At 71.6% G+C, this 17,218-nt stretch carries 4 protein-coding genes; all 4 read right to left on the bottom strand.

Annotation, left to right across the window (positions count from 1 at the left end; genetic code table 11):
- Positions 1-125 precede the first annotated feature (125 nt).
- Complete coding sequence (locus ACFXKA_RS02105; RefSeq protein WP_379425460.1) at positions 126-7,466, bottom strand: amino acid adenylation domain-containing protein; 7,341 nt, start codon at positions 7,464-7,466, stop codon at positions 126-128.
- A 261-nt stretch (positions 7,467-7,727) separates the two neighbouring features.
- The gene (locus ACFXKA_RS02100; protein WP_379425459.1) at positions 7,728-15,053 is read right to left on the bottom strand and encodes an amino acid adenylation domain-containing protein; all 7,326 of its coding nucleotides are present in this window, start codon (positions 15,051-15,053) and stop codon (positions 7,728-7,730) included.
- A gap of 216 nt (positions 15,054-15,269) precedes the next feature.
- Positions 15,270-16,250, bottom strand: a complete 981-nt coding sequence (locus tag ACFXKA_RS02095) for a helix-turn-helix transcriptional regulator (RefSeq protein ID WP_354830651.1) — start codon at positions 16,248-16,250, stop codon at positions 15,270-15,272.
- A gap of 59 nt (positions 16,251-16,309) precedes the next feature.
- Positions 16,310-17,149 carry a M23 family metallopeptidase gene (locus tag ACFXKA_RS02090; protein ID WP_379425457.1) on the bottom strand — a complete coding sequence of 280 codons (840 nt, stop codon included), beginning with the start codon at positions 17,147-17,149 and terminating at the stop codon, positions 16,310-16,312.
- Between the last annotated feature and the right edge of the window lie 69 nt (positions 17,150-17,218).

Raw genomic sequence — 17,218 nt, 5'->3', positions numbered from 1 at the left:
GCGTTACTCGACCCTGCTGGTGGCAGGGCTGTCGGCCCCCGCGGAGGGACCGGTCACGCGCGCTTCCCCAAAGGAGTATTCAGTCCTGCGGGCGGGAGGGCCACTCCGGGCCGCTCACCAGGTGCTCATCGGGCGGTGGCGGCCCCCGGGACGGCGACGACGGTCAGACCCGACCACCGGGCGGGGACGGGCAGCCCGTCCACCACGAGGGCGGTGAGATCGTCCAGTTCCGCGGGGTCCGGCCCGTCGAGCCGGGCCCGGTCGGCGAACAGGTGGGTGACCCATTCGTCGGCGAGGGTCTCGGCGAGATCGGCTCCGGCCCCCGCCAGGACCATTGACGCCCCGACGCCGCCGGCGGCGACCGGTTCGATGAGCGCGAGGGGGTGATCCGCCAAACCGGACCAGTAGGTGCGTGATTCGAAGGTGAGCTCGGACTCGGCCCGCACCCGATCCACCATGGCCGCGACCTCGTCGTAGTTCAGCGACGCCCGGCCCGGCGCCGCGAAGGCGGTGTCATCGCCGCGCAGTGCGCGAATGCGGTGCGCGTAGGTGACCGGCCGCGCCGATTCGGTGGCGACCTCGGCGATCACCGCGGGATCGTCCAGGGCGAGCCAGTCGATGCCGGGCACGGCGACCGGTTTCCCGGCGGTCAGGCCCACCTTCACATCCAGTCCACTGGGCGGCAGCCGGTCCAGACCGGCCAGCGGCACCACCGCCGCACCGGTCTTGAGCACGGCCCAGGTGGCCACGGCCAGGTCGGCTCCCCGGTCCAGCCGCACGGCGACGCCGGTACCGGGGCCGCAGCCGCGCCCGATCAGGAAGCGGGCCAGTCGCGAGGAGCGGGCGTCCAGGTCCTGGTAGGACACCGTCTCCTCACCCCGGACCAGGGCCGGACCGTCGGGGTCGTCCTCGACCGCGGCGGACAGCGACTGCGGCAGCGCCGTGCCGTGCGCGGTGGCGGTCACCGCCGGGGCGGGCGCGGGCAGTGCCCGGGCGCGGGCGCGCTCGGCCGGGCTCAGCAGGTCGATGTCGCCCACCGGCATGTGCGGATCGGCGGCCACCGCGGCCAGGATGCGCACCAGGCGCGCACCCAGGGCCTCGATGGTGGACTCGTCGAAAAGCTCTGTGGCATAGGAGAAGACGACGGCGAGGTCGCCGGGGGTGCCGTCCGCGGCGAGCGGCCCGGCCTCGACGCCGATCTGCAGGTCGAACTTGGCGGCCTCCAGCGCCGCGTCCACCCCGGAGACCGATAGGCCGGGCAGCTCGAGCTCGGCCACCTCGTTGTGCTGCAGCGCCAGCACCACCTGCAGCAGCGGATCGGCCTGGCCACGGCCGGGCGCGACCGCCTCCACCACACGCTCGAACGGCACGTCCGCGTGCGCGAAGGCCGCCAGATCGGTTTCGCGGGCGGCGGCCACCAGATCGTCGAAGGAGGCGGCGGGATCGACCGTGCTGCGCAGGGTGAGGGTATTGACGAACATGCCGACCAGGCCGTCGAGCACCTGCTCGCCGCGCCCCGCGATCGGGGTGCCGACGACGATGTCCGGGCTGCCCGACTGCCGCGCCAGCAGGACCGCGACGGCCGCGTGCATCACCATGAACAGTGACGCATTGTGGCGGCGCGCAATGCGATTCAGCTCGGCGTGGATCTCGGCGGGCACCACGTAGTCGACCAGCGCGCCCGCCATGGACGGCGCCGGCGGGCGGGGCCGATCCAGCGGCAGCAGCGGCCGCGCGGGCAGACCGGCGAGCTGTCCGCGCCAGTAGTCCACCTGCGCCGCGGCGACGGAATCCTCGTCGGTGTCCGAGCCGATCACCGCGTGCTGCCACAGTGCGAAGTCGGCGTACTGCACGGGCAGCGGCGCCCAGCCGGGCGTCTCGCCCGCGGCGCGCGCGGTGTAGGCGATCATGAGATCGCGGGCCAGCGGCGCGAAGGAGGCGCCGTCGGCGGCGATGTGATGGGCGACCAGGATCAGCAGGTAGTCGTCGGGCGCGTCCCCGGTGAGCAGTCGCATGCGCACCGGAACCTGGTGCGCGACATCGAATCCGGCGTAGATGAGCTCCTGAACCCGCGCGCCGATGTCGCGGGCGCGCTCCGTCTCGAGACCACCCGCCAGCGCCTCCGCGACCGAGAGCACCTCCTGATAGGGAGCGCCGCCGGGGCCCGACTCCGGGTAGCGGGTGCGCAGCACCTCGTGGCGGGTCAGGACGTCCTCCGCGGCCCGTGCCAGGGCGGGCACGTCGAGAGCGCCGGTGAGGCGGATGACCATCGGGATGTTGTAGGCCGGGGACTCCGGGTCCAGCTGATTGAGCACCCACATGCGCTGCTGTGCAAGGGAAAGCGGGACGCGCGCCGGCCGCTCCCCCGCCACCAGCGGCGGACGCGCACCGGTCGCGGTGCCCGGCACGATCCGGGCGGCCAGACCGGAAACCGTTGCGGTCTCGAAGAGTTCGCGCACCGAGACGGTGGCTTCCAGCGCTTCGTTGATCCGCGAGACCGCCCGGGTGGCGATCAGCGAGTTGCCGCCCAGCTCGAAGAAGTCGTCGTCCGCGCCGACCCGGTCCGCGCCGAGCAGATCCATGAAGACGCCCGCCACGATCTCTTCGATCGGGGTCGACGGCGCGCGGAAACGCCGGGGCTCGAACACCGGGGCGGGCAGTGCCCGGCGGTCCAGCTTGCCGGAGGCGTTGAGTGGGAAGGCGTCCATGACCGCGATCGAGGAGGGCACCATGTAGGCCGGAAGCAGCTGCGTCAGAGCGGCTTTCACCAAGGTAGGATCGACCTCCGCGGCGGGCTCGCGGGCCACGTAGCCGACCAGCTGCTCACCGCCCTGCGCGTCGGCGCGCACCACCACGACCGACTGGGCCACCCCGGGCTGGGCCAGCAGGGCCGCCTCGATCTCGCCCAGTTCGATGCGCAGGCCGCGCAGCTTCACCTGGAAGTCGGTGCGGCCCAGGTATTCCAGTTCGCCGTCGGCACGCCACTTCACGAGGTCGCCGGTGCGGTACATGCGCGCCCCGTGACCGAAGGGGTCGGCGACGAACCGGTCGGCGGTCAGGTCCGGGCGGGCCACATAGCCGACGGCCAGCTGGTCACCGGCCAGATACAGCTCACCCGGGACGCCGGGGGCGACCGGTCGCAGCCGCGAATCCAGCACGTAGAGAGCGGTATTGAAGACCGGCCGGCCGATCGGCACCGACACGGTGTCGGCATCGGTCACCTCGTGGTAGGTGACGTCCACCGCGGCCTCGGTCGGACCGTAGAGGTTGTGCAGTCGGGCGGTGGTCAGCTCCCGTAGTCGCTGCGCCGTCGGCGCGGGTAGCGCCTCGCCGGAGGCGAACACCTGACGGAGTTCGATTGCCCTCCGCTCCGCTCCGGGCGGGTTGCTCTCACCCAGTGCCGCAAGGAAGACGGCGAGCATGGACGGCACGAAATGCACTGTGGTGACGGCATGTTCGGCGATCGCCTGGGCCAGGTACACCGGATCGCGGTGGCCGTCCGGGGTGGCGAGCACCAGGCGCGCACCGGTCTGCAAGGGCCAGAAGAACTCCCACACCGAGACGTCGAAGGTGGCCGGAGTCTTCTGCAGCACCACATCCGCGTAGGTCAGCCGGTACTGCGCCTGCATCCAGACCAGCCGATTGACAATGGCGGCGTGACTGACGGCCACGCCCTTGGGCCGGCCGGTCGAGCCCGAGGTGAACAGGACATAGGCCGGGTGCCCCGGCCGCAGCGGACGGGTCCGTTCGGCGTCCGAGATCGGTGTGCTCGTCCACCGGGTCCGTGCCCGCTCCTCGGCCTCCTCGACGAAGCGGGCGGGAGTGCCGCTCCCGCTGTCGAAGCCGTCCCGCCGGGTGGTCAGCACCAGGCGCGGCGCGGCGGTACCGAGAATGTGCTCGTTGCGGTCGAGCGGCTGGTCGGGGTCCAGCGGCAGGTAGGCGGCGCCGGTCATGAGGACCGCGTACATGGCCACCACCAGCTCGGTGGAGCGCCGGATGGCCAGGGCCACCGAGGTTTCCGGCCCGACCCCGTAGCCGTCGATGAGTTCGCGGGCCAGCCGGCGGGCGCGGTCGGCCAGTTCCCGATAGGTGAGGCGCTCGTCCGCGCAGACCAGTGCCACGGTATCCGGAGTGTCGGCGACCTGCGCCTCGAACATCGAGATCAGGGTCGGCGCGACATCGTTCGGCAGGCCGGCGGCGGCGGTGACGTCGAAGCCGGTGGCGTTCCAGTCGGTCAGGACGCGGCGGCGTTCCGCGGGCGCGAGCAGGTCGAGATCCCCGACGGGCGCACCCGGGTCGGCCGCGACCAGTTCCAGCACGCGGGCGAAGCGGCGGGCGAACGACGCGATGGTCGGCTCGTCGAAAAGGTCCAGCGCATAGGAGAATTCGGCCGCCATCCCGGTGCCGTCGCCGCGCTCGTCCACCGTCTCCTGCAGGGTCAGCTGCAGGTCGAACTTGGCGAAGGGCACCTCGAGGTCGGTGCCGGAGACAGTGAGCCCGGGTAGCCGGAATTCGGCGGGCGCCAGGTTCTGGAACGAGAGCATCACCTGGAACAGCGGATTGCGTGCCTGCGAGCGGGCCGGGTCGAGCAGGTCCACCAGTCGTTCGAAGGGCACGTCGGCGTGGCCGAAGGCGCGGACGTCGGTGTCGCGCACCAGGTCCAGCAGGTCGGCGAACCCGGCGGCGGGATCGACGTCGGTGCGCAGCACGAGGGTATTGACGAACATGCCGATGAGGTCGTCCAATTCGGCCTCACCGCGCCCGGCCACGGGCGTGCCCACGGCGATGTCCCGGGTGCCGGACAGCCGAGCCAGCAGGACCGCGAGTGCCGTGTGCACGACCATGAAGGTGGTGCCGTTGTGGCCGCGAGCCAGCCGGCGCACGGCGGCGTACACGTCGTCGGCGAGTTCGAAGCGGTAGGTGCCGCCACGATACGAGGCGACCGGCGGGCGCGGGCGATCCGACGGCAGCACCAGTTCGTCGGGTAGCTCGGCCAGTGTCTCGCGCCAGAAGGCGATCTGCCGTGCCAGCGTGGAGTTCTCGTCGTCCTCGGCGCCGAGTGCCGTGCGCTGCCACAGGGTGTAGTCGGCGTACTGCACCGGCAGCGGAGCCCAGTGCGCCGCGGCCCCGGAACTGCGGGATACGTACGCGGTCACCAGGTCCCGGGTGAGCGGGCCCATGGAGAAGCCGTCGGCGGCGATGTGGTGCACCACGCCGACCAGCACCTGCTCGCCGGGTCCGAGGCGCAGCACCCGCAACCGGATGGGCGGGGTGGCGGTGACGTCGAAGCCCGTCCCGCCGAGTGCCAGCACCCGGGTGGCCAGCTCCGCGGCATCGATGTCCTCGACCGGCAGGTCGGGTATCGCACGGGGATCGGTCAGCGGCAGCACCTGCTGATAGCCCTCGCCGTCCACCTCCGGGTAGACGGTGCGCAGCACCTCGTGCCGCTCGACCAGGTCCCGGACGGCGGCGCGCATGGCCTCGAGGTCGAGTTCGCCCGAGAGCCGCACCGCGAGCGGCACATTGTCGACCGCGCTGTCGGGTGCGAACCGATTGAGGAACCACATGCGCTGCTGCGCGTAGGACAGCGGCACGCGATCGGGCCGCGGCCCGGATACCAGTGCGGGGGCGGTGTTCCCGGTCGCCTCCCCGGCCAGCAGCGCGGCCAGGTCGGCGACGGTGGACGCCTCGAACAGCACGCGCACCGGAACCCGCAGGCCCAGCGCGGTACCGATGCGGGCCACGGCCTGGGTGGCCAGCAGCGAGTTGCCGCCCAGCTCGAAGAAGTCGTCGTCGGAGCCGACGCGCAGCGGCTCGGCGCCGGGCGGGGTGAGCAGGCCGGAGAAGACCTCCGCGACAGCGGCTTCGGCGGCGGTGGCGGGGGCGCGGAAGGCCCGGGTGGTGAAGACCGGTTCCGGCAGCCGCTCGCGGTCGACCTTGCCGACCGGGGTCAGCGGGATCTCGTCGAGCACCATGATGGCGGCGGGAACCATGTACGCGGGCAGGGATTCTCCCGCGAAGTCCGCCAATTCCACGGTGTCCAGGTCGGTTCCGGGGCTGGGCAGCACATAGCTGACCAGGGCGGCGGCGCCGGTGGGCAGGGTGGTGCCCAGGGTGACCGCGAAGTCCACGCCGGGGTGCGCGGTGAGGGCGCTGTCGATCTCGCCGAGTTCGATGCGCAGACCACGGATCTTGACCTGGAAGTCGGTGCGGCCGTGGTGTTCGAAGTTCCCGTTCTCCAGGCGTTTGACCAGGTCGCCGGTCCGGTACAGCCGCTGCCCGGGTTCGCCGTAGGGTCCGGCGACGAAGCGTTCCGCGGTCAGCACGGGCCGGTTCAGATAGCCCGCGGCCAGTGCCGGTCCGGCCAGATAGAGTTCGCCGACCACGCCGGGCGGCACCGGCCGCAGGCCCGCGTCCAGCACGTACGCGCCGATGCCGGGCAGCAGGGTGCCGATGTGCGTGCCGCCGCCGGGCGGCAGCGCCGCGGTACCGGTGGACAACGCGGTGACCTCGGTCGGGCCGTATTCGATATGGAAGTCGCGGTCGGGGGTGATCCAGCGGTCCACCAGGGCGGGCGGCACCCGCTCGCCGCCGCACATGATGGCGCGCAGGTCCTGCGGGACAGCCGGATCCAGCGATTCCAGCACCGCCGGGGTGATGCAGATGTGGGTGATCCGTTCGCGGCGGAGCAGCTCGGACAGCTCGTGGCCGCCGAACACGTCCGGCGGCACCACGACCAGGGTGGCGCCCGCGGTGAAGGCGTACAGCATCTCGACGATGGAGAAGTCGAAGCTCGGGGTGGTGAGCTGGGTGATGCGGGAATCCTCGGTCACCGCACGGCTTTCCCGGCGGGCGGCCAGTCCGGCCAGCCCGGAGTGGGTGATGGCCACCCCCTTGGGCTTGCCGGTCGAGCCCGAGGTGTAGATGACGTAGGCCAGGTGCTGCTCGGTCAGCGGCCGGGTGCGGTCGGCGTAGGAGATCGGGTGCGCGGGCCGGGCCGCGATGCGCTCGGCCCGGGTGGGATCGTCGAGTTCGATCCAGTAGGCCGCGGTCCCCAGCCCGGCCCGGTGGGTCGCCAGGGTGACACCGAATTTGGCACCGGAGTCGGTGAGCATGTGCTCGATCCGGTCGCCCGGATAGGTCGGGTCCACCGGCAGATAGGTGGCGCCGGTCTTCACGATGGCCCACATGGCCAGCACCGATTCCACCGAGCGCGCGATGCCCATGGCCACCACGTCACCTGGGCCGATGCCCAGGGCGATGAGTTCGCGCGCCACCCGCGAGGACTGCTCGTCGAGCTCCCGATAGGTGAGTTCGCGCTGGTCGGAAGGGTTTCCGGTGGGATTGAAGCTGATGGCGACGGCATCGCCGGCGGATTCGACTGCCGCGGTGAGCAGTTGACCGAAGAAGGGGCTGCCGGACCGGCGGCGTCTGCTCCCACGGACTGATCTACGGGTTGTATCCATCCGTGTTGTCCACCTCACACGTCCAGCAATCCACACACGTCGAATTTCTTCGACAGCCCGGGCCGACGAACCGACTCGCCCGGGCGAACCGGCACAGCATAGCCGCGCACAGCAGCTACGGCGGCTCGAACTGGAGGGACTATCGGCGGCCCGGCCCCGGCGTTGCACCATGTGACCTGCGCCATAGCGATTGCTGTTCGCTACTACTCGCGCCGCCGGGAGGTGGATCCGGCGGCGCGAGTACGACCCGCTAGCGCCCGGCTATTCGGGCAGGACGAGCACGGCGGCGTCCGTCCAAAGCTCGGCGGCCGTCGTCGGCGCGTCGAGCACCACGGCCCGAAGATCCTCGAGCGGAGCGGGATTCAGCTCGCCGAGGCGATCGTGGTCGGCGAAGACGTGGGTGACCCACTCGTCGGCCAGCGCCTCCGAGAGATCCGGTCCGGCCGAATCCACCAGGACCACGGAGGCTCCGACCGCGCCCGCCGCGACCACTTCGATCAGGGTCAGCGCCGAATCGGCCGCACCGTGGTGGAAGGTGCGCGACTCGAAGGTCAGGTCGAGGGCGCGTGCCCGGTCCACCGCGGCGGCCAGGCCGTCGTAGGTGAGGGTCCGGTCCGCGGCCGCGTAGGCGACGTCGGTGCCACTCAGTGCGCGAATCCGGTTGGCGTAGGTGACCGGTCGCGCCGATTCGGCGGCGATCTCGGCCGCCGTCTCGGAGTCGTCGAGCGACAGCCACTCGATGCCGCGCACGCTGTCGGGCGCGGTGCCGACGGTGATGCCGACTTTCACATCCCGGCCCGGGACTTCCGCGGCGGAGAAGGGCACCACCATGGTGCCCGCCTTCAGCACCGCCCACACCGCGACCACCTGGTCGACGCCGCGGTCCAGGCGCAGCACCACGCCGGTGCCCGGACCGCTGCCGCGGGCGATGAGCACCCGGGCCAGCCGGGAGGAGCGGGCGTCGAGTTCCTGATAGGTGAGCGCCTCGTCGCCCCACACCAGCGCCGGGCCGTCCGGGTCGTCCTCGGCGGCGGTGGTGAGCACCTGGGCCAGGGCGGCACCACGCACGCCGAGCCCGGCGGGTTCCGGGGCGGGCCGCGACAGTGCCTGCACCGCAGCGGATTCCGCGGCGTCCGCCAGCACGATGTCGCCGACCGGCAGCTGTGGATCCGCGGCGACCGAGGTGAGCACCCGCTCGAGGGCCCGGCCGAAGGACTCCATGGAGGATGCCTCGAACAGCTCGGTGTCGTAGTTGAGGATCACGGCCAGCTCACCCGCAGCGCCCGCCGCGCCGGGGCGCGGTTCCACGCTGATCTGCAGATCGAACTTGGCCGTCGCCAGCTGGGTATCGACCGCCGCCACCGTGAGGCCCGGCAGCTCCAGCACCGGGGTCTCGGTGTTCTGCAGCGAAAGCACCACCTGCAGTAGCGGATTCGCCGCGGTCCGGCCGGGCGCGACGAGTTCGGCGACCCGTTCGAACGGCACGTCCGCGTGGGCGAAGGCCGACAGGTCGGTCTCGCGGGCCCGCTCGACCAGCTCGTCGAACGGCGCGGCCGCGTCGACCCGGGTGCGCAGGGTGAGGGTATTGACGAACATGCCGACCAGATCGTCGAGCGCGCGCTCGCCGCGCCCGGCGACCGCCGTGCCCAGGACGATGTCGGCGCTGCCCGACAGCCGCGACAGCCAGGCCGCCACCGCCGCGTGCACCACCATGAACAGCGACGCATTGTGATTGCGCGCCAGGCGATTCAGCCCCGCGTGCACCTCGGCGGGCAGGGTGAAGTCGAGCAGCGCGCCGCGCATGGCGGCCGCCGCCGGACGCGGCCGGTCCAGCGGCAGGATCGGGCGGTCCGCCAGTCCGGCCAGCTGCTCACGCCAGAACGCGACCTGCGCGGCGGCGGGCGAGTCCGCGTCGTCCTCGACGCCGATGGCAGCCCGCTGCCACACCGCGTAGTCGGCGTACTGCACCGGCAGCGGCGCCCACGCCGGGGCCTCGCCGGCGGCGTGCGCGAGGTAGGCGGTCATCAGGTCACGGGCCAGCGGGGCCATGGAGGCGCCGTCGGCGGCGATGTGGTGGGCCACCAGGACCAGCAGGTAGTCGTCCGGGTCGTCGCCGGTGATCAGGCGCACCCGCACCGGAACCCGCTGGGCCACATCGAATCCGGTGCCGACCAGCTCGGCGACCCGGGCGCCGATATCGCCGGACCGCTCCACCTCGAGGCCGTGCGGCAGCACATCGGCGACCGAGAGGATCTCCTGGTAGGCCGGTGCGCCCGGAGCCGATTCGGGGTAGCGCGTACGCAGCACCTCGTGGCGGGTCAGCACATCCTCGACGGCGTGCCGCAGGGCGGGCACATCCAGTGCGCCGGTGAGGCGGATGACCATCGGGATGTTGTAGGCCGGGGACTCCGGGTCCAGCTGATTGAGCACCCACATGCGCTGCTGTGCAAGGGAAAGCGGGACGCGAGCCGGCCGCTCCCCCGCCACCAGCGGCGGACGCAGCCCCGTCGCCGCCCCCGGCACGATACGCGCCGCCAGGCCGGAAACCGTTGCGGTCTCGAAGAGTTCGCGCACGGCCACATTGGCGTCGAGGGCGGCGTTGATGCGGGCCACCGCGCGGGTGGCGATGAGCGAGTTGCCGCCCAGCTCGAAGAAATCGTCGTCCGCGCCCACCCGGTCCGCGCCGAGCAGTTCGGCGAAGACATCGGCCACGCTCTCCTCGATCGGGGTCGAGGGCGCGCGGAAGGTCTTGGCCTCGAACACCGGGGCCGGGAGCGCCTTGCGGTCCAGCTTGCCGGAGGCATTGAGCGGGAACGAGTCGAGCACCACGATGGCACTGGGCACCATGTAGGCCGGAAGCGCCCGGGCCAGACCGACTTTCAGCTCCTCGGCGGTGGCCTCGGTGCTCACCACGTAGCCGACCAGCTGGTCACCGGTGTGCGCGTCCGCGCGCACCACCACGACCGACTGCGCGACGCCCGGCCGCGCCAGCAGCGCCGCCTCGATCTCACCGAGTTCGATGCGCAGACCGCGCAGCTTCACCTGGAAGTCGGTGCGGCCCAGGTACTCCAGCTCACCCGCAGCATCCCACTTCACGAGATCGCCGGTGCGGTACAGCCGTTCACCCGTGCCGAATGGATCGGCCACGAAGCGATCGGCGGTCAGGTCGGGCCGTTCGACATAGCCGCGCGCCAGCTGCACACCGGCGAGATACAGCTCGCCCGCGACACCGACGGGCACCGGATTCAGGCGCGAATCCAGCACGTAGACACGGGTGTTGAAGACTGGGCGGCCGATCGGCACCGACACCGTGTCGGCCTCGGTCACCTCGTGATAGGTGACGTCGACCGCGGCCTCGGTCGGACCGTAGAGGTTGTGCAGCCGCGCACCGGTCAGCTCCCGCAGCTGTCGCGCGGTGGGCGCGGGCAGCGCCTCACCGGAGGCGAACACCTGCCGCAGCGCGCGGCCCGCACTCGCGAGCTCGCTGTCGTTGTCCAGGGTGGCGACGAAGGCCGACAGCATGGAGGGCACGAAATGCGCTGTGGTGATGCGCTGTCCGGCGATGATCTGCGCCAGGTACACCGGATCGCGATGCCCGTCCGGCTTGGCGACCACCAGGCGCGCACCGGTCTGCAAGGGCCAGAAGAACTCCCACACCGACACGTCGAAGGTGGCCGGAGTCTTCTGCAGCACGGCGTCTTCCGCGGTCAGCGCGTACTCGTGCTGCATCCACGCCAGGCGGTTGACGATGGCCCGGTGCTCGACGGCGACGCCCTTGGGGCGGCCGGTCGAGCCGGAGGTGAAGATGACGTAGGCGGTGTGCTCCGGCCGCAGCGGCCGGACGCGCTCGGCATCGTTGATCGGCGCGCCGCTGTGCGACCGCGCCGCGGCCTCTGCCCGCTCCACCGTGACCGTCGCGACATCGCGTGCGCCGGAGTCGAATTCGTCCCGCTCGGCGGTGAGCAGCAGACGCGGGTGCGCGGTGTCGAGAATGTGGCCGATGCGGTCGAGCGGCTGGTCCGGGTCCAGCGGCACGTACGCGGCGCCGGCGTGCAGCACCGCGTACATGGCCACGACCAGTTCCGTCGAGCGCCGCAGGGCCAGCGCCACCAGCGATTCCGGCCCCACGCCCTCGGCGATGAGCAGCCGCGCCAGGCGATTGGCCCGTTCGGACAGCTCGCGATAGGTGAGGGTCTCGTCCGCGAAGCTCAGCGCGACGGCGTCCGGGGTGGCCGCCGCCTGCGACTCGAACCGCGAAACCAGGGTCGCCGCAGCGCCTTCCGGCAGCGTCGCCGCCACGTCGAAGGCGGTGGCGTTCCAGTCGCCCAGCACCCGCTGCCGTTCCCCCGCGGAGAACAGCGCGAGATCGCCGACCGGAGCGGCCGGGGCGGCGGTCACCGCGGCGAGCACCCGCTGGAAGCGAGCGGCCAGCTCGGCGACCGTGGCGGCGTCGAACAGGTCCAGGGCGTAGGAGAATTCGGCGGCCAGGCCGGTGGCGTCGCCGTGCTCGTCGTGCGACTCCTGCATGGTGAGCTGCAGGTCGAACTTGGCGAACGGGATCTCGAGGTCCGCGCCGGCCACCGTGAGCCCCGGCAGTTCCAGGCGGGTGGGCGCCATGTTCTGGAAGGTCAGCATGACCTGGAACAGCGGATTGCGGGCCTGCGAGCGGGCCGGGTCCAGCAGTTCCACCAGGCGCTCGAACGGCACGTCGGCGTGGCCGAAGGCGCGCACGTCGGTCTCGCGCACCCGTGCCACCAGGTCCGCGAAGGAGACGGCCGGGTCGATGTCGGTGCGCAGCACCAGGGTGTTGACGAACATGCCGATGAGGTCGTCGAGTTCGGCCTCACCGCGTCCGGCCACCGGCGTGCCGATGGCGATGTCGCGGGTGCCGGAGAGCCGGGCCAGCAGCACGGCCAGCGCCGAGTGCACGACCATGAACAGGGTGGCGTTGTGCGTCTCGGCGAAATGCCGGGCGGCCGCGTAGATCTCGTCGTCGATGCGGAAGGAGTGGGTGCCGCCGCGGTAGGAGGCGACAGCGGGCCGCGGCCGATCCCAGGGCAGTACCAGTTCATCGGGCAGGTCCGCGAGGGCCTCGCGCCAGTAGGCGATCTGGCGGGACAGCGCCGATTCCGGATCGTCCTCGCTGCCCAGCGATTCCCGTTGCCACACCGCGTAATCGGCGTACTGCACCGCCAGCGGGGCCCACTGCGGCGCGGCGCCGCGCATGCGCTCGGCGTAGGCGGAGACCAGATCGCGAGCCAGCACGCCGATCGAAACACCATCGGCGGCAATGTGATAGATCGCGGCCACCAGCACGTGCTCGTCCGGCGCGAGCCGCAGCAGGCGCAGCCGCAGCGGCGGCGCGGCGGTGACGTCGAAGCCGGCGCCGACCACCTCGGCCACCCGGGCCGGGATCTCGGCGGCGTCGATGTCGGCGACCGGCAGTTCGGGTAGCGCGCGCGGATCGCCGGCGGGCAGCACCAGCTGGTAGCCCTCGCCGTCGACCTCCGGGTAGATGGTGCGCAGGACCTCGTGGCGCGCAACCAGATCCGCGGCCGCGGCGCGCATGGCGTCCACGTCGAGGGCGCCGGACAGCCGTACCGCGAGCGGCATATTGTCGACCGCGCTGTTCGGGTCGAAGCGGTTGAGGAACCACATGCGCTGCTGCGCGAACGACAGCGGCACGCGGTTCGGGCGGGGCAGCGAGCCGAGCGCCGGTCCGGCGGCGGCCGGTGCCGATTCGCCGTCGAGCCGCCGGGCCAGCTCGGCCACGGTCGAGCCCTCGAACAGCACGTGGACCGGAACCCGCACACCGAGTGCGGTGCCGATGCGCGCGGCGGCCTGTGCGGCCAGCAGCGAGTTGCCGCCGAGTTCGAAGAAATCGTCGTCCGCACCCACTCGCGCGTCCGGGTTGTCCGGAATCAGCAAGGCGGCGAACACTTCCGCGACGATCTCCTCGGCGCGGGTGGCGGGGGCCCGGAACTCGCGGGCCGCGAAAACCGGTTCCGGCAGGGCATTCCGGTCCAGCTTGCCGACCGGGGTCAGCGGAATCTCGTCCAGCACCAGCAGGGCGGCGGGCACCATGTAGGCGGGCAGCGATTCGCCGACGTGCGCCGCCAGCGCCGCGGTGTCCAGGGTCGCGCCCGGCCGCGGCAGCACGTACGACACCAGCGCGGTCGCGCCGGAGGGCAGCGTCTTGCCCAGTGTCGCAGCGAAATCCACGTCTGGGTGCGCGCTCAGCGCATTGTCGATCTCGCCGAGTTCGATGCGCAGGCCGCGGATCTTGACCTGGAAGTCGGAGCGGCCCAGGTACTCGATGACGCCCGGGTTTTCCGATTCGGCGGGGGTGCGGCGCACCAGGTCGCCGGTGCGGTACAGACGTGCGCCCGGCGTGCCCGCGGCCTCGCCGAAGGGACTCGCCACGAAGCGTTCCGAGGTCAGCCCCGGCCGCCCCTTGTAGCCCTGCGCCAGCGCCGGACCCGACAGGTACAGCTCGCCGACCACGCCGTCCGGCACCGGCCGCAGGCGCGAATCCAGCACGTACGCACCGACACCCGGGATGGCCGAGCCGATGGTGATCGGCTCGCCGGGCAGCAGCGGGGCGCTCGAGGTGGCGAGAATGGTCGCCTCGGTGGGGCCGTAGCCGTTGTAGAAGGAACGGTCGGCGGTCGCCCAGCGCGACACCAGTTCCGGGCCGAACTTGTCACCGGCCACCACCACGGTGGTCAGCTCGGTCAGCCCGGCCGGATCCACCGATTCCAGTGCGCCCGGGGTGATCAGCACATGGGTGACGGCCTCGCGGCCCAGCAGCTCGGCCAGTTCCACGCCGCCGAAAACCCCGGCCGGTGCGATGACGAGGGTCGCACCGGCGGTGAAGGTCAGCAGCAGTTCCAGCACCGAGACGTCGAAGCTCGGCGAGCAGACGTGCAGCACACGCGAATCCGCGGTGACCGCGTAGTGCTCCCGCTCGGCGGCCACCAGCCCGGCCAGGCCGGTGTGGGTGACCACCACGCCCTTGGGCTTTCCGGTCGACCCGGAGGTGTAGATGACATAGGCCGGATGCTGCTCGGTGAGCGTGCCCGGCCGGTCGGCGTAGGAGATGGGGTGATCCGGGTGCGCGGCGATGCGCTGCGCGTGCGCCGGATCGTCCAGTTCGATCCACTCGGCGGCGGTGCCCAGCGCGGCGCGGTACTCCCGCGTCGTCAGGCCCAGCACCGCGCCGGAGTCGGTGAGCAGGTGTTCGATGCGATCGGGCGGATAGGCCGGATCGACCGGCACGTAGGCGGCGCCCGTCTTGGCGATGGCCCAGACCGACAGCACCGATTCGATGGAGCGGGTGATGCCGATCGCGACCATGTCGCCGGGGCCGACGCCGCGGCCGATCAATTCCCGGGCGAGCTGCGAGGACCCGGCATCGAGTTCGCGGTAGCTGATTTCGCGCTGGTCGGCCGGGTTTCCAGTGGGATTGAACCGGATGGCGACGTCGTCGGCGGCGGACTCGACCGCGGCGGTGAGCAACTGCCCGAAGAGTGGGCTGCCGGACCGACGCCGACGATTACCGCGAGCTGTACGGCGGGCAGTATCCATTCGCGTGCATTCACCTCTCGGGTTCATCTTTTCCGCAGGCCGAAGACACTCGGCCCGACCCACGAAAAATGGCGTCTTGTTCCCTATGGATCGCCAACGGGTGAGCGGATCAAACAATCATATCGATGCTCGGGAGCGGCCTCGAGCGGCCCGAGCACAGTGACTATCGCTGAGCAGCAATGATTGTTGCTATGAAGTGACTTGCGCCACAGCGGTTCAGAGCCAGCCGCGGCGTGTCGCCTGCACGCCGGCCTGGAACCGCGTGCTGGCGCCCAGGCGCTCGAGCAGACTCGCGGTGCGGCGCACCACCGTTCGGCGCGAGAGGCCGAGCCGGCGGGCGATGGTGTCGTCGGTGGCGCCCATGCTCATCAGCGTCAGGATGGCCTTGTCGCGCTCGTCGAGGGCTTCGGCCGGGTTCACCGAGATCGGCGTGGCCATCAGCCACAGCGAGTCGAAGGTCTTGACCAGCAGGTCCAGCGTGGGCGACGGACCGACGCGCACGCCCATGGGGTCGCCGCGGCGCTCGTCGGTGTGCAGCACCAGCACCGCGCGCCGATCGTCGGCGACGATCAGCTTCATGGGCGGATCGGGCAGCGTACGCGCTTGCGCCCCAATCGCATTGGTGGACAGGACATGGCGCAGCCGCTCCGGGTCCTGGTAGATGGTCTCCTGGTACAGGGTGCGGTAGGCGATGCCCGCCGTGATACGCGAGGACTTCAGCTCGAACATCCGCTCCTCGGTCTCCACGTCGGAGAGGAACGGGCCGCGCTCCACCACCTTCACGCAGGCGTGCGCGGTGTGCTGCAGGTCCTCGAAATCGGCCAGCAGCTGGCGGCGTTCATAGACCGCCACCACCGCGCCGTCGGCATCGGTGGTGCGGCGCACCGAGCGGAAGGTCTCGCCCAGGCGTGCGGCGGCCGACTGCATGCGCAGCATGTCCTGATTGCGCCGACGAGTCTCGGCCTCCGACAAGGCTTCCGGCGCATGCGCGTCGAACCGCACCACGCCCTTGCCGTCGGTGAGGCGCACCGCGGCCTCGAGCTGGCACAGCGCCTCCAGCGCGGCCTCGGCCACGCGCGGCGGGATGGCCAGCCGCTCGGCCACCTCGAGCACGGTCGAGCGCGGGTGCTGCACGAGCACCGCGTAGGAGCGGCCGGGCACGGAGGCCGGGTCGAAGAGTTCGTCCAGTGTCGTCACCGCACCCACTGGCGGGCGCCGGTCCGGAAAGCGTCCGGCCGAGGGCAGCGGTGAACGGTCTACTGGTCCGGTCCCCACTGCTGCTGCATGAGAACGCCCTTGCTGGCTAGCCATGGCAGCGGATCCATCTTGTTGTCGGCGGCGTCCCAGATCTCGAGGTGCAGATGGGGACCTGTGGAGTTTCCGCGGTTTCCCACGGAGGCGATGACATCGCCGGCGCTCACCCGCTGGCCGACGGTCACGTACATGTCGTTGACGTGGCCGTAGACCGCGGTGGTGCCGTCGTCCTGCTTGACGCGCACCCAGAGGCCGAAGCCCGCGGCGGGGCCGGCGGAGATGACCTCGCCGCCCATGACCGAGCGGATCGGCGTGCCGATCGGGTCGGCGAAGTCGATGCCGTAATGCATTGCGCCCCAGCGCATGCCGAAGCCGGAGGTGAGCTGGCCGTCGACCGGCTTGACCACGTTCGGGCCCGGGTTCAGCTGCTGCTGGAGGTTCTTGAGGGTCTGCTCGGCCTGCTGCAGCGGCGCGGAGATCTCCGGCGGCAGGTTCTGCAGGCCGAACGGGGCCGGGTCGGGCGTGGTGGCCGCGATCGGCTGAGCCTGCGGGGTCTGCGCCGCGGGGGCGGAGTCCCTGGCCTGCTTCAGATCGAGGTCGGCCTGTTCGACCGGGGCGACGTCCTCGCCGATGGTGGCGGGCTTCTCGTCGTGCGTGGGTAGCAGCGGCGCGGCGTGCGCCAGGGCCGGGACCAGCTGGGTTCCGGTGCCGATCAGGGCGCCGGCGGCGACGGCCACACCCGCGGCGGTCTTCACGCGCTCGGCGGTGGAGGGTTCGGCCCGGTGGCGTCGGCGCGACAGGGTGACAGTGCTGCCCACACCGGAATCACCGAGTAGTTCCATGACTGTGACAGAGTTCGCGGTCGTTCGATGGTGCGGCACTGCAAGTCCTAGCGTTCGGTGGGTCCGGTA

It is taken from the genome of Nocardia sp. NPDC059228 (genome assembly GCF_042754245.1).
GTDB lineage: Bacteria > Actinomycetota > Actinomycetes > Mycobacteriales > Mycobacteriaceae > Nocardia.
The sequence above is the reverse complement of the archived record's forward strand: the minus strand, read 5'-3'. Positions and strand labels throughout refer to the sequence as shown.